The sequence below is a fragment of the Streptomyces noursei ATCC 11455 genome (genome assembly GCF_001704275.1).
Classification (GTDB): Bacteria; Actinomycetota; Actinomycetes; order Streptomycetales; family Streptomycetaceae; genus Streptomyces; species Streptomyces noursei.
In genome coordinates this window covers 7,713,388-7,727,613 of sequence record NZ_CP011533.1, presented here as the reverse complement: position 1 = coordinate 7,727,613, position 14,226 = coordinate 7,713,388, and the positions used below count along the sequence as shown (strand labels likewise).

General features: G+C 75.7%; 11 protein-coding genes. 4 read left to right on the top strand and 7 right to left on the bottom strand.

The features are described 5' to 3' along the window. Window positions 1-4: 4 nt before the first annotated feature. From SNOUR_RS32955 to SNOUR_RS32925, 7 genes are all read right to left on the bottom strand, one after another. On the bottom strand, window positions 5-4,687 hold the full coding sequence (locus SNOUR_RS32955; protein WP_067354374.1) for a hypothetical protein: 4,683 nt from the start codon (window positions 4,685-4,687) through the stop codon (window positions 5-7). Window positions 4,688-4,745: 58 nt separating this feature from the next. Continuing rightward, entirely contained in the window at window positions 4,746-5,651 is a 906-nt protein-coding gene (locus SNOUR_RS32950; RefSeq protein ID WP_505388141.1) for a hypothetical protein, read from the bottom strand. Window positions 5,652-5,769: 118 nt separating this feature from the next. Continuing rightward, window positions 5,770-7,308 carry a hypothetical protein gene (locus SNOUR_RS32945; protein ID WP_067354369.1) on the bottom strand — a complete coding sequence of 513 codons (1,539 nt, stop codon included), beginning with the start codon at window positions 7,306-7,308 and terminating at the stop codon, window positions 5,770-5,772. Window positions 7,309-7,440: 132 nt separating this feature from the next. Continuing rightward, window positions 7,441-8,127 (bottom strand): pyroglutamyl-peptidase I, encoded by a 687-nt coding sequence (gene pcp / locus SNOUR_RS32940; protein WP_067354367.1) that lies wholly within the window; start codon window positions 8,125-8,127, stop codon window positions 7,441-7,443. A 206-nt stretch (window positions 8,128-8,333) separates the two neighbouring features. Then, window positions 8,334-9,302, bottom strand: coding sequence for a DUF979 domain-containing protein (locus tag SNOUR_RS32935; RefSeq protein ID WP_067354365.1), 969 nt, complete (start codon window positions 9,300-9,302; stop codon window positions 8,334-8,336). Beyond that, window positions 9,299-10,009 (bottom strand): DUF969 domain-containing protein, encoded by a 711-nt coding sequence (locus SNOUR_RS32930; RefSeq protein WP_067354361.1) that lies wholly within the window; start codon window positions 10,007-10,009, stop codon window positions 9,299-9,301. The genes SNOUR_RS32935 and SNOUR_RS32930 overlap by 4 nt, the downstream gene beginning before the upstream one ends. Window positions 10,010-10,359: 350 nt before the next feature. Next, the gene (locus SNOUR_RS32925) at window positions 10,360-11,103 is read right to left on the bottom strand and encodes a GntR family transcriptional regulator (protein WP_067354359.1); all 744 of its coding nucleotides are present in this window, start codon (window positions 11,101-11,103) and stop codon (window positions 10,360-10,362) included. A 227-nt stretch (window positions 11,104-11,330) separates the two neighbouring features. On the opposite strand from SNOUR_RS32925, the gene SNOUR_RS32920 reads away from it, so the two are divergent. The 4 genes from SNOUR_RS32920 to SNOUR_RS32905 all read left to right on the top strand — a co-directional run bounded on the left by SNOUR_RS32920 (window position 11,331) and on the right by SNOUR_RS32905 (window position 14,177). After that, complete coding sequence (locus tag SNOUR_RS32920; protein WP_067354356.1) at window positions 11,331-12,107, top strand: LamB/YcsF family protein; 777 nt, start codon at window positions 11,331-11,333, stop codon at window positions 12,105-12,107. Continuing rightward, window positions 12,104-12,835 carry a 5-oxoprolinase subunit PxpB gene (gene pxpB, locus SNOUR_RS32915; RefSeq protein WP_067354353.1) on the top strand — a complete coding sequence of 244 codons (732 nt, stop codon included), beginning with the start codon at window positions 12,104-12,106 and terminating at the stop codon, window positions 12,833-12,835. Before SNOUR_RS32920 ends, pxpB begins: the two co-directional genes overlap by 4 nt. Continuing rightward, the gene (locus SNOUR_RS32910) at window positions 12,832-13,725 is read left to right on the top strand and encodes a 5-oxoprolinase subunit C family protein (RefSeq protein WP_067354351.1); all 894 of its coding nucleotides are present in this window, start codon (window positions 12,832-12,834) and stop codon (window positions 13,723-13,725) included. Before pxpB ends, SNOUR_RS32910 begins: the two co-directional genes overlap by 4 nt. Before the next feature lie 167 nt (window positions 13,726-13,892). Beyond that, entirely contained in the window at window positions 13,893-14,177 is a 285-nt protein-coding gene (locus SNOUR_RS32905) for a hypothetical protein (RefSeq protein WP_067354349.1), read from the top strand. Window positions 14,178-14,226 lie beyond the last annotated feature (49 nt).

Below are 14,226 nucleotides of genomic sequence, written 5' to 3'. Positions count from 1 at the left end.
CCGCTCAGCCGGCGGCCGGCGCGGCCCCCGCCGGCTCCTCCGGGCGGCGGTACATCCGCGTCGCCGTGATCTCCCCGTGCACCACCTCGCCGGACGGGTCCGCCTGCGGCAGGCCCGGCCGCAGGTGCTCCTCGACGCTGATGTACTTCAGGCCGGCCCGCAGGTCCGCGTCGTTGCGCAGCCGGATCACCAGCGGGAACTCCGCGAGCGCGGTGGTGTCGAACAGGCCCGTGGTGTAGAGGAGTTGGACGCCCAGCGCGTCGGCGACGGCACGCTGGAGCTCCAGCAGATAGGTGGCGTTGGCGCGGCCGATGGGGTTGTCGAGGAACAGCGTGCCGGCATGCCGCTGCTTGTCGCGGCCCCGGTCGTTGCTGCGCAGCGCCGCCATCGTGCAGTACAGGGCGATGGCGGCGGTCAGCAGCTGGCCGCCGGAGAAGACGTCGCCCATCTGTCCCACCGGCACCCGCTCGGCGCGCAGCACCGCGTCCGGCTTGAGGATCTCCACCGCCACCCCGCGCGGCTGGAGCGCGGCCTGCACCCCGCGCAGCAGCAGGGACATCCCGTCCCGCCGCAGGTCGCTGTTCTTCTTGACCGCCGAGCGGGTCGCCTCGTCGATGACCTCGCCCAACCGCTCGGTCAGCGTGGCCTGGTCGGGGTCCTCGAAGCGGATCCGCAGGAACTCCTGGCCGGACCACTCCCCCAGCCCCTCCGGCAGCCGGGACAGCCGCTGGGCGGAGCGCAGCGTGGTCAGCGAGGACTCGACCAGGCCGCGCAGCCGGTCGACGATGGAGTCGCGGTTGCGCTCCAGCTGCGCCAGCTCGTCGGTGAGCACCCGCAGCCGGGGCGCGAACGCCTCCGCCCACTTGGCGGCGTGGTCCGGCAGCGCCGCGGCCGGCAGCTCCCGGATCTGCTGCCGGGCGGGGGTGCGCACCTGCTCGTAGCGGGTGGCGTTGGCGTGCCGGACGAGGACGTCGGCGGCCTCGCGGACCGCGGCCTCGGCGGCGGAGAGGTCGGCGGCGCAGCCGCGCAGCGAGCGGCGGGACTCCGCGGCGGCCTGCCGGGCCTCGGCCGGACCGCCGGCGTACGGCTCGACGGCGGCGTCCTCGCCCTCCTCGGCGTCCTGGTGGTCCCGCAGCAGATCGCGCAGCAGCGCGGCGGTCTCGTCGAAGCCGCCGGCCGCGTCCTCGGCGCCGCGGTGCGCGCGCAGCAGCTCCTCGTGCTCGGCGCGGGCGGCCTCAAGTGCCTCGGTGGCGGTGGCCAGTTCGCCGTTGGCGGTGCGCAGCAGCTCCTTGGCCCGGTCGGCGTCGGCGGGCGCCAGCTCCTCGGGGAGCTCGGTGTGCGCCTCGCCGTCGGTGGGGGCCAGCCGCTCCGCCTCGCCGCGCAGCCGGCCGAGCTGCTCGCTGGCGGCCGAGGCGCGGGTCTCCAGCATCTGCACCAGCGACTCGGCCCGGCCGGCGGCGGCCTGCCGGGACGGGCCGTCGGCGGCGTCCGGGCTCTGGAGCAGCTGCTCGGCGCGGGTGCGGACCTTGTTGGTGAGGCGATCGAGCTCGGCCAGGGCGGCGGACTCGTCGCCCTCGGCGCGGGCCTGCTCGGCGCGCAGGTCGGCGCCGACGCCGACCTTCTCGTAGAGCTGGGAGGCGGCGCGGTACGCCTCGCGGAGCGCGGGCAGCGAGGCGGTCGGCTCCTGCGGGGCCTCGCCCAGGTCGTCGGGGACGCCGGCGATCTCGGCGCGCTCGGCGCGCAGCGCGCGGGCGGTGCGGCGGGCGTCGTCGGCGGCCCGCTGGGCGGCCCGGCGGTCCTCGTCGGCGGCCCGGGCGCGGTCCACGCACTCCTCGGCGCGGGCCTCGAACTCCACTGCCTCGTCGGCCAGTTCCCGCATCCGGGACTGCCAGCCGGCGCGCTCGCGGAGCCGGTGGGCGAGGCCGGCGAGCAGGTCGGCGGCGCGCCGGGCGCGCTGGGCGGCCTCCTGCCGCTCGTCGCGCACCCGGGTCGCCTCGGTGGCGACCTCGTCGGCCTCGGCACGGGCCGTGCGGGCCTCGGCCAGCTCGGCGGCGGCCTCCTCCGCGGCGGTCCGGGCGGCCTCCGCGGCCTCGGCGAGCTCGGTGAGCCGGCCGGCCGGGCAGCCCGCGCGCCAGGAGCCGAGGCGGGCGGCGAGCGCGCGGTCGCCGGCGAGGCGGGCGGCCAGCACCCGGATCTCCTCGTCGCGCTCGGTGGCGCGGGTGCGCAGCGCGCGGCGCTCCTCGTCGGCGGCGGACTCGTCGTGCATGGCCGGGTTCGGCGGGACGAGAAATACGCCGGAGACGCTGCCGTCCTGGGCGTCGGGGGCCGGGGTGGGGGCCAGCAGCGCGGCGGCGGTGCCCACCGCGACGGCGGAGCGGGGCAGCAGCGCGGCCTGCGCCAGCACCTCGCGGGCCCGGGCGTGGGTGTCGGGGTCGGTGATGATCACGCCGTCGACCAGCTCGGGGCGGGCGGCCAGCACCCGGGCGTGGTCGGCGGGGTCGACGGACTGGGCGAGATAACGCCAGCCGGGCAGCGCGGGGATGCCGTGCTCGCCCAGATACTCCACCGCGGCCAGTACGTCGGGGCCGGGCGGCAGCAGCCCGCCGTCGCCCAGTGCGCCCAGGATGCGGGCGTCGTCGGCGGCGGCCGTGCGCAGGTCGAACAGCTGGCGCTCGGCGGTGGCGACGCCCTGCTCCAGCAGCTCGTGCAGGGCGTCGGCGCTGCGGTCCAGCTCCTCCGCGGTGAGCGGGCCGGCGGCGCGGCGCGGGGCGGCGGATCCGGTGCCGTCGGCCGTACGGGGGCCGGGCAGGGCGATCGTCGACGCCTCGGGGAGACCGAGGAGTTCCACCAGCCGCTGCTCGGCGCCGATCGACTCGGCCGCCCGCCGCTCGGCGTCGTGGGCCCGCTCGGCGGCCTGGGCGGCGTCCTCGGCGCGGGCCGCGGCGAGTTCGGCGGCGGAGTGCCGGGCGGCGGTCTCGCGGGCCCGGTCGGTGGCGTGGCGGGCCGACTCGCGGGCCGCGTCCCACGCCTCGACGGCGGTCTTCTCGGCGTCGGAGGCGGCGAGCGCGGCGCGGGCCGGGTCGGCGTCCGGATCAGCGCCCTGGGCGGCATCGAGCCAACCGGCCCGGACCGCCTCCGCGGTCTCCTCGGCGACCTCGGCGAGCCGCTGCTTGAGGTGGTCGGACTCGCTGCGGGCGCGCTGGGCGTGGGTGGCGGCGGTGGTGGCGTCGCGGTGCGCGGACTCGCCGGTCTCCTGGAGGGCGGCGGAGCGCTCCTCCTCCTCGTTGGCGACGCGTTCGCTGGCCTCGGCGGCGCCGTGCAGGGCGCGCACCAGGTCGGCGGCGGCGGTGGCGCGGGCGGCCAGCGCCGGGGCGGCGTCCCGCTCGGCCTCGCGGATGGCGGCGGCGACCCGGGCGGAGCGGTCGGCGGCGGCCCGGTGCCGCAGCGCGATCTCGGCGGCCTGCCAGGCGCTGTGCAGCGTCCGGGCGTCGTTGAGCTCGCGGCGCTGGGCGGTGGCGCCCTTCTCTGCGGCGGTCAGCGCCAACGAGGCGTGCCGGTAGGCGAGTTCGGCGGAGACCAGAGCGCGGCGCTCGCGGCCGCGCTCGGCGTCGGTGACCCGGTGCGCGGCGGCGGCGACCGCCTCGGCCAGCTCGGCGGCCCGGCCGCGCTCCTCGGTGCCGCGGGCGTGCAGCCGCTGGGCCAGTCCGCGGGTGCGGCGCTCGGCGCCGGCGTGCACCTCGCGGGCCCGTTCGCGCGCCTCGGCGGCCTCGGCGATCCTGGAGAGCAGGTCCAGCGAGCCGGCGGTGAAGTCGCGTTCGGCGGTGAGTTCGGCGCGGCGACCGAGCTTGTGGGCGAAGCCGTGGACGAGGTCGGCGAGGCCGTCGGTGTCCCGGGTGTCGGTGACGGCGCGCAGCAGCAGGTCGGTGAAGTCGGAGTCGTTCTTGACCGCGAAGAGGCCGGCCGCCTCGCCCTCGTCGGCGTTCATCTCCCGCTGGTAGCGGAAGAGTTCGGGGTCCAGGCCGAGGTCGCCGAGGTGTTCGTTCCAGCGCTCGTGGACCTCTTCCCAGACCACGTCGAGGTTGGGGTAGTTCTTGCCGGCCTCGGTGAGCGCGTCGCGGAAGCCCTTCATCGTGCGGCGGCGGCCGTGGGCGCCGGAGCCGCCCTCGCCGTGCTCCGTCCGGGGCCGGACGAGGGTGGCCTCGGCGACCGGGAGGGAGTCCAGGCTCATCCCGGGGCCGGGGCGGAAGCTGTACCACGCCTCGGCGAACTTGCGGGGGTCGTTGGAGACCTGGCGGCCGCGCCATTCGCTGACCTTGCCGACCACGACGGACTCGCCGGTGACGACGTGCTGCCATTCCAGGGCGACGTGGCCGCAGTCGTCGGCCAGCAGGAACTTGCGCAGCACGCCGGAGCTGGCGCCGCCGAGGGTGTTGCGGTGGCCCGGCAGCATCACCGAGAAGATCAGCTTGAGCAGGACGGACTTGCCGCCGCCGTTCTCCAGGAAGAGCACGCCGGCCGGGGCCGGGCGGCGCGGCGGGCCGACCGGTTCGTCCTCGAAGAAGTCCGCCTGGGCCGGCGCCGGCTGCGGCACCGGCGCGCCGACCCCGCGCAGGTCCAGGACGGTGTCGGCGTACCGCGCACCGGCGGGCCCGATGGAGTAGAGGCGGACCCGGGACAGCTCGTACATGGCGGACTCTCGTTGGTGTGTGGGTGGGTCGGTGGGCGGGGTGGGCGGCGGCGGGTGGTCAGCCGGAGTGGAACGGCAGGCCGGCCTCGGCGACCAGGTCGAGGTCGTCGGTCTCCTCGCCGGGCAGCAGCGAGGCGCTGCCGTCGGAGACCGGCACGATGCCCAGCTCCAGCAGCTCGGCCATGGCGGCGGTGCCGGCCATGTCGCGGACCTGGAGCTGATAGCGGGCGGTGGTGCGGTAGGCGCCGCCGGCGTCGTCGCCGGTGCGCTGGAGGAAGCCGGAGTCGACGAGGAAGGTGACGGCCTTGGCGATGATGCCGGTGGTCGAACCGGCCAGCCGCCGGGCGTCCTTGGTGGCGCCGGTGGCGCTGCGGCGCGCGTAGACCCGCCAGGCGGACTCCAGGCCGGGGGCGTCGCTGACCGGGTCGGTGTTCTCGCCGTCCTGCTCGGCACGCTCCTCCAGGCGGCGGCACGCCTGGCGGACGAAGGCGTCGACGCCGTTGACGGTGATCCGGCCGATGTAGCCGTCGTCGGCGAGGTCCTCGGGGCGTGGGAAGGACATCGCGGCGATCGCCAGATGGGCCAGGCCGTGCAGGAAGCGGTCGGCGGAGTCGGCGGAGGCGCGGCGGGCGTAGTCGCCCATCCGGACCGCGAAGACGGAGTCCTCGGCGGCGGTGACGGCCATCCCGGCGCGGGTGGAGACCTCCAGGACGACCAGGCCGAGGCCGCCGGCGACGGCGTCGGCGAGCCGGGCGAAGGCGGGCTCGTCCCGATAGCGGCGGAGCAGGTCGGCGTATTCGACGTCCCGGGCCGGCAGCAGCTTGGGCTGGAGGCCGAAGGCGACCAGCCGGGCGGCGTCGGCGGCGTCGGCCGGGGTGAGGGCCGCCGGGGTCGTTTCGGGGGCGTCGGCGGGCGCGCCCCAGGCCGTTTCGCCGGTGTCCGGCGCCGGGTCGGGCTGCGGCACCTCGTCGGCGTCGTACTGGGTCACGGGAGGAGCTCCTTGCGGGGGACGGTCGGGGGTATCGCGGAGCGGAGCGGGGGCGGTCCGGCCGCTATCAGGAGGCGGGGCTGCGCGGCGGGCATCAGGCGACCTCGGAGCGGTCGGCGGCCATCCCGGCCGCGTCCAGCAGGGCGGTGCCGACGATGAGGTCGGCGCCGCCGAACTCGGGGTCGACCAGCTCGGTGCCGTCGTCGACGGCGAAGAGCAGCTGCTGCTCGCCCTGGCGGTAGGCGGTGCCGACCGGGGGGCTGGCGGCGTGCACCGCCAACAGGGCGACCAGATACGGGAGTTCGGGGTCGTCGCGGCGGGCCTCGGCGAGCAGGCCGGAGAGCCGGCGGGGGGCGTCGGCGGGCAGCGCGAGCAGCGCCATCGCGGCGTCGAGCTGGGCCTCGCTGAAGCGGCTGTCGTCGGGCGTGGCGACCAGGTCGGGCTCGGGCATCTCGGCGCCCAGGTGCTCCCGCTCCACAGGAGGGGTGAGCAGCACCTCGACGAGGTCGGCGACCCGGACGGCGGCGGGGGTGCGCAGGCCGGTGCCGCGCGCGAAGAAGGCGTCGGTGACCCGGGTGGCCTGCTCGACGGGGAGCGGGAGGACGGGGGCGACGAGCTGGCCGTAGAGGTCGAGGCCGGTGCGGGCGGCGGGGGCGGCGAACGCCTGGCGGTCCTGCTCGGCCCGGAAGAGCGGGCCGGCCTCCAGGAGCCGGGACTGGAGCTGGGTGTGCCGGCGGATGCAGTCCTTGACGATGTCGACCAGCTCGGCGGCGCGCCGCTTGTGCTCGCCGGTGCGCGCGTCGACCGCCTCGGCCTCGTCGCGGGCCTTGCGGATGTTGGTGAGGATGGCGTTCTCGTGGCGGTAGCGGTCCGCGATGTGGTCCAGGGCCTCGTTGATCATGTCGGGGACGGTGCGCAGCCAGTCGACCGAGCGGACGTTGCGCCGGGTGGCCTCCAGGGTCTTGCGGAGGGTCTCGGCGTACTGGACGGTGCGGTAGCGGGCCTGCTCGGCGGCGAGCTGGGCGTCGGCCAGCCGGCCCCGGCTGATCAGCACCTCCAGCTTGACCTCGGCGGCGATCTGGGCGCTGGTGACGTCCGTGTCGAGGGCGCCGACGAGGACGTTGACCGCTTCGTCGGTGGCGCGGAGGTAGACCGTGCCGCCGGCGCCGGGGACCTCCTCGATGAGCTTGAAGTCGTAGTCGCGGCGGACGTATGCGCCGTCGGTGTCGAACGTGCCGTAGACGGCGCGGAAGCCGCGGTCGACGCTGCCGACGTTGATGAGGTTCTCCAGCACCCAGCGGGCCACCCGCTCGTGCTCCGCGGCGGGGCGGTCCGGGGCCTGGGCGGCGACCCGCGGGAGGACCTTGGCCACTATCTCCTCGTGGTCGGCGCCGGTGTCGAAGTCCATGTTCAGGGTGACCAGGTCGATGACGGCGAGCGCCACCTCCGCCATCGCGTAGACCCCGTACTCGCCCGCGAGGTTGGCCTTGCGCGCGTCGAGGTCGTGCAGCGGCGCGGTGCACGCCAGCGCGCGCAGCCGGCGGGCCAGTCCTTCGTCGGCGGCCGGGCCCGGCGCGGGCCGGCCGTGGCCGTTGAGCTGGGGCGCAGCGGCCCCCGGGGCGGAGAAAGTCACGTCGCACAGAGTAGGCGCTGGCACCGACAACGGACGAAACGGCGCGGATCGACTCCTGGGCGGACCGCCGCCGGATTCCCGACGGGGCCCACGGGCCGGCCGACCGGTCATTTTACCGGCGGCACCGGCGGCTCAGTGCGTGGCCCCCTCGGCGACCCGCAGGTCGGTGCGGGTACGGGCGGCGGTGACGGCGATCTCGCGCAGCGCGGTGGCGACCGCGTCGACCGGCAGCGACGGCTGGGCGCGGTCGGTGACCTGCTCGGGCGCGTAGGGGATGTGCACGAATCCGCCGCGCACATGGGGCAGTTCGGTGGCGATGAGGTGGGCGAGCCCGTAGAAGACGTGGTTGCAGACGAAGGTCCCGGCGGTGTTGGAGACCGAGGCCGGCAGGCCCGCGGCGCGCACCGCGGCCACGCACGCCTTGATCGGCAGGGTGGCGAAGTAGGCGGCGGGACCGCCCGGCACGATCGGCGCGTCGATCGGTTCCGCGCCCGCGTTGTCGGGGATGCGGGCGTCGTCCACGTTGAGGGCGACGCGTTCGACGGTGAGGTCCGGGCGCCCGCCCGCCTGTCCGACACATACCACGATGTCCGGACCCACCTCGTCGATCGCCGCGCGCAGGGCGGTCAGCGAGTCGCCGTAGACGCAGGGGAGTTCGGCGGCGTGCAACGCCAGCCCGTCGAGCGGGGCGGCGACCGCGGCGCGCACCGCGCGCCAGGACGGATTGGTGGCTTCGCCGCCGAACGGCTCGAAGCCGGTGAACAGGACGCGGGTGGGCGGGGTGGGAGTCGTGCGGCTCGGCGGGGTGGTGGCGGTCATGCGGTCCCTCTCGGGCGGTGCGGAGGCGGGCGGAGCGGACGGCGGGCGGTGGGCGGCGGGCGGCGGGCGGCGGGCGGCGGACGGTGGGCGGCGGACGGTGGTCCGCCAGGGACGGCGCGGCGGTCGTCGACGGCCGCGGATGCCGCGGACGGCCGCGGACGGCTGCCGGCGGTCACGGACCGACCGCGGACGACCGTCGGAGCGGGTCAGAACGCGAACAGCGCCATGATCACGATGTTGCAGCCCAGCAGGATGCCGGCGGTCGGCAACTGCGCCTTGATGGGCCCGTACTGGTCCTTCAGTTCCAGTAGCGCCGCCGGGACGATGTTGAAGTTGGCGGCCATCGGGGTGACCAGCGTCCCGCAGAAGCCGGCGAGCATGCCGAGGGCCAGGACGGCGGCCGGGTTGCCGTGGAAGTGCCCGATCAGGACGGGCCAGCCGACGGCGGCGGTCATCACGGGAAAGGCGGCGAAGGCGTTGCCCATGATGAGCGTGAAGGCGAACATGCCCACGCAGTAGACGACCACGGCGACGTAGAGGGAGTCCTTCGGCAGCACGGCGGTGGCGAGCTTGCCGACCTGCCCGCCGACGCCGGAGACCTGGAAGATGGCACCGAGCGTGGCCAGCATCTGCGGCAGCAGCATCGCCCAGCCCATCGCCTCCAGCATGGTGCGACCGGACCGCACGGGCACCGAGAGTCGCTTCTCGCGCAGCAGCACCATGCCGACGACGAGCGCGACGACCGCGCCGAGGCCGAGGCCGAGGATGGTCTCGCTGCCCTTCTGGAGGACCGGTTCGCCTCCGATGGACAGGTGCTTGACGCCGATCGCGCAGGCCATCGCGACGACCGGGATGGTCAGGGCCGGGACGAAGAGCTTGTTGCCGAGCCGGGCGGCGCTCGCCGTGCGCTCCTCGGGGGTGGTGGTGCGCGGGGTGCCGCGGCCGGTGAAGCCGAAGCCGGCGAGGACGGCCATGACGAGCACCGCGGCGCCCAGCGGTTCGGCCGGCGCCTGCTTGGTGACGACCCAGCTGCTGTAGATGAACCCGGCGCCGATCAGCCCCCAGAAGGCGCCGGTCCCGAAGCGCTTGGGGTTGCTGCGGTCGGTGACCATCTGGGCGGCCATCACCAGGAAGCTGAGGCCGACGAGCCAGTAGAACCACTCTGCCTTGATCATCGGGCGGCCCCTTCTGCGATGGCGGGGTGGGCGTTGGCGGCGAGCAGTTCGCGCTCCAGGAAGCGGTCCAGACGCAGCAGCCGCCAGCCGTGGACGACGAAGGCGCACAGCGCGGTGGGGATCGCCCACAGCGCCAGGTGCAGCGGTTCGAGGTGGGTCCCGTAGGTGGTGTTCACGAAGCCGGTGATCAGCAGGATCGAGCCGACGGCGAGGAAGACGTCCTCCCCGAAGAACAGGCCGACGTTGTCCGCGCCGGCCGCGAACGAGCGGATCTTCTCCCGGGTGCGGGCGGGGAGCCGGCCGTAGCGGCGCTCGGCGGCGCCCTCCGCCATCGGGACCGCCAGCGGGCGGACCGTCTGGGCGTGCCCGAAGACGTTGGTCAGTCCCACGGCCGCGCCGATCTGTCGCAGGCCCAGGTAGAGCGCGAGGAACCGCCCGGTGGTGAGCCGGCCGAACCGGGCGATCAGGGTGCGGGCCTGCTCCTGGAGGCCGTAGCGCTCCAGGAGGCCGATGACCGGGAGGGTGATCGCGAAGATGGTCACCGCGCGACTGCCGGCGAAGCCCTCGCCGAAGGCGGCCAGCACCTTCGCGGGCGAGAGCCCGCCGAGCAGGCCGGTGATGATGCCGGCCGCGGCGACGACCAGCAGGGCATTGCGTTTCGTGGCGAAGCCGATCACGACCACGAGCACGCCGAGGAGGACGATCATGGATCCGCCTTCCGCGTAGACGGGTCCCCCGCGGATGCGCGCCGCGACGGCGACGGGCAGCGGACACTGGGGGAGCGTTGAGGGGTTGCTCAGGAATTGCAGCGGAGGCTATGCGATTGTTGAACGATCCGACAAGGGGTTGGCGACGACAAAACAGGACCGGGGGTCGGTCCGCCGGACCGGCCCTAGGGCCTGTCCGATGGGTCAGGGTCGGCAAGGCCGCGGCGTCTGGTGCGGTGCATCGCAAGGCGCCGGAGCGGCTCGATAGCGGAGCTATTGGGGCGTTTCGGCAACGCGGCGAGGTGCCGTACCAGACGCCGCAGACCCGGCCATGACCCATCGGACAGGCCCTAGCCTTCGGCGATGCGCTGGGCGTACGCGGCGGACAGCTGGGTGCGCGAGTCCTCCAGATAGGCGCGCAGCAGCCGTTCGGCCTCGGCCGCGTCGCCGGCCAGCAGCGTCTCGACGATCTGCCGGTTGCGGACCAGATAGGGCGAGTGGAAGCGCCGCGGGTCGTCCATCACGTGGAAGACCAGGCGGAGTTCGGCCAGCACGCCGCGCATCAGCTCGTCCGTGCGCGGGCTGCCCGCCAGCGCGACGACGGCCTGGTGGAAGCGGAGGTTGGCGGTCGACAGCTCGGCCCAGGCACGGTCCGCCGCGGCCTCCTCGCCGGCCCGCACCGCCTCATCGATCGCCGCCACCGACCGGGTGGTCGCGGCGTCGTACGGCCCCGGTCCCAGCCCGCGCACCGCGGCGCACTCCACCAGCATCCGCACCCGGAAGATGTCGTCGAGGTCCTCGACGGTCACCATCCGCACGAAGACCCCGCGGTTGAGCCGGTGTTCCAGCAGCCGCTCGTGGGTGAGCAGCCGGAACGACTCGCGCAGGGTGTTGCGCGAGACGCCCAGCGCGCCGCCGATGCTCTCCTCCGACAGCCGCACGCCGGGCGGGAAGTAGCCCTCGGTGATCCGTTCGCGCAGGATGTCGGCGACCCGCTCGGCCGTGCTGGCGCGGCCGAGCAGGGCGCGGTCCCGTTCCAGTCCCGCGACCTCGGCGAGCCGCCGCTGATCGTTCTTCGCCACTCCGCCGGCCATACCGCTGTCCGCTCCGTCCGTTCGGACGGACCGGCGAGGCCCGTCCCGCTGCGCTGTCAGCCGAAGTCAATCCCAGAAGACGGGACGGGACAACACACCTCTTGTCGGATCGTTCAACGATCTGTACGTTGACTTGCGCTGCGGCCCCCCACGGTCTCCCCCACCACATTCCCCTCCCCCTTCCCGTCACCCTCCCCTCCGCACCCCCGCACCCGGAACGGACATCCATGAGCGACTCCGCGGCCCCTCCCCTCATCGACCTCAACGCCGACCTCGGCGAAGGGTTCGGCCGCTGGCAGCTCACCGACGACGAGGCCCTGCTGTCCGTCGTCACCAGCGCCAACGTCGCCTGTGGCTTCCACGCCGGCGACCCGAGCACGATGCGCCGGGTCTGCGCCCTGGCCGCCGAGCGCGGGGTGGTGATCGGCGCCCAGGTCTCCTACCGCGATCTGGCCGGCTTCGGCCGCCGCGCCATGGACGTGCCGCCCGAGGAACTGGCCGACGAGATCACCTACCAGATCGGCGCGCTGGAGGTCTTCGCCCGCGCCGCCGGCGCCCGCGTCGGCTACGTCAAACCGCACGGCGCGCTCTACAACCGCTGCGTCCACGACGCCGAACAGGCCGCCGCGGTGGTCGCCGGGATCCGTGCCGCGGGCGGCCGGCTGCCGGTCCTCGGGCTGCCCGGGTCGCAACTGCACCGGGCCGCTGCGCAGGCCCGACTCCCGGTCGTCGGCGAGGCGTTCGCCGACCGCGCCTACACCGACCGGGGCACGCTCGTGCCGCGCCGGGAGCCGGGCGCGGTCGTCCACGACCCCGACACGGTGGTCAAGCGCGCCGTGGGCCTGGCCCGCGACCGGGCGGTCACCTCCCTGGGCGGCACCCGGATCGCGGTCGCCGCGCGCTCCCTCTGTCTGCACGGCGACACCCCGGGCGCCGCGGAGCTGGCCCGACGGGTCCGGTCCGAGCTGACCGCGGCCGGCGTCCACGTCCGGAGCTTCGTATGACGTCGCAGGGCGCGGGGGCGGCGACCGACGGGGCCGGGCGGCCGTCCCTGACGACGCTGCCGGTCGGCGACCACGGACTGCTGATCGAACTGCCGACCCCCCGGGACGTCGAGGCACTGCACGCCGAACTGCTGCGCCGGGCCGCCGCCGGCACCCTCCCCGCGGTCCGCGAGATGGTGCCGGCCGCCCGTACGGTCTTCCTCGACGGCCTGGCCGATCCGTCCGCGCTGGCCGCGGAGCTGGCCGGCTGGCGGGTCCCGCCGCCGACCGCCGACGACCGCCCCGCCGTGGAGCTCCCGGTCCACTACGACGGTCCCGACCTCGCCGAGGTCGCCGCGCTGTGGGGGATGTCCGCCGACGAGGTGGTCCGCCTGCACTCCGGCACCACCTTCCGGGTCGCGTTCTGCGGATTCGCGCCCGGCTTCGGCTATCTGACGGGGCTTCCCGCGCACCTGCACGTTCCCCGCCGGGAGAGCCCCCGCACCCGGGTCCCGGTCGGCTCGGTCGGCCTGGCCGGCGCGTACACCGGGATCTATCCGCGCTCCTCCCCCGGCGGCTGGCAGTTGATCGGCCGTACCGACGCCGTCCTGTGGGATCCCCGGCGCGAACCGGCGGCGCTGCTCGCCCCCGGCACCCCGGTCCGCTTCGTCCCCGCGGACGCCACCGTCCCGACCCCGCGCACCGCCCCGTCCCGCACCGACCGCGCACCCGAGGAGCCCGCCCGATGACCGACCGCGCCCTCTCGGTGGTCCGGGCCGGTGCGCTCACCACCGTCCAGGACCTCGGCCGGCCCGGCCACGCCCACCTGGGGGTGCCGCACTCCGGGGCGCTGGACGGGCCCGCGCACCGGCTCGCCAACCGCCTGGTGGGCAACCCCGCGTCGGCGGCCACCCTGGAGACCACCCTCACCGGCTGCGCCGTCCGGCTGCGGACCGCCGCCACCGTCGCGGTCACCGGAGCCCCCTGCCCGGTGACGGTGGACGGCCGCCCCGCCCCGTGGGGCGCCCCGGTCCCCGTCCCGGCCGGCGCCGTACTGGAGGCCGGGACGGCCACCCACGGGCTGCGCGCCTACCTCGCCGTCGCCGGCGGCATCGACGCCGAGCCGGTGCTCGGCAGCCGCGCCACCGACCTCCTCTCCGGCCTGGGCCCGGACCCGCTCGCGGACGGCGCGGTGCTCCCGCTGGGGTCGCCGTACGGCCCCCCGGCGGCGGCCGACGCGGTCCCGCACGCCGGGCCGGCGGCCGAACTCGTGCTGCCGTTCCTGCCCGGTCCGCGCGACGACTGGTTCACCGCGGCCGGGCTGCGCACGCTGGCCGCCGGCCGGTTCCGGGTCTCCGCGGCCTCCAACCGGATCGGGCTGCGCACCGAGGGCCCGGCCCTGGAACGCGCCCGGGACGGTGAACTCGCCAGCGAGGGCATGCCGTTGGGCGCGCTCCAGGTGCCGCCGAACGGCCTGCCGGTGCTGTTCCTGCACGATCACCCCACGACCGGCGGTTACCCGGTCGTGGGGGTCGTCCCGGAGCGCTTCCTGGCCGCGGCGGCGCAGGCGGCACCGGGGACTCCGGTGCGGTTCGCGCGGATCGGCCGGCGGTCGCGACCAGCGGCCCGCCCCAGCTGACACCGGAGCGCACCACCGACCCAACTACGCCTCGCGCGCCGGCCGTTCACTCCCGGCGCCTCGCCTCCCCCCGTATCGCGGGCACCGGCACTGGGCACTTTCCGTAGCGGATCACACACCCTGAGCTCCCTCTCGGGGGCTCCCGCACGGAAGGAACCGTCACCACCATGCGTCTCATCCCCCGCCTCACCGCCGCCCTCAGCGGTCTCGCCCTCGCCCTCGGCGGCGTCGTCGCGCTCGCCCCGGCCGCCCACGCGAGCCCGCACGCCTGCTTCTACACCGTTCTGGAGCACCACCCCGTGGCGAACGAGGAGGTGGTCGAACGGGCCTGTCTCCTCGGGGAAGAGGGTGGCGCGGAGAGCGTCCGGGCCTGCTACTTCGAGCTGCGGCAGGAGTACGTCCCCGCGGTGCTCGCCTACGAGGCGTGCCGCCGCGCGGGGGCGGAGGAGTAGCCAAGGAGCAGCCGACGGGAGGACGGCGCCCGGCCGCGGACCCGACGGT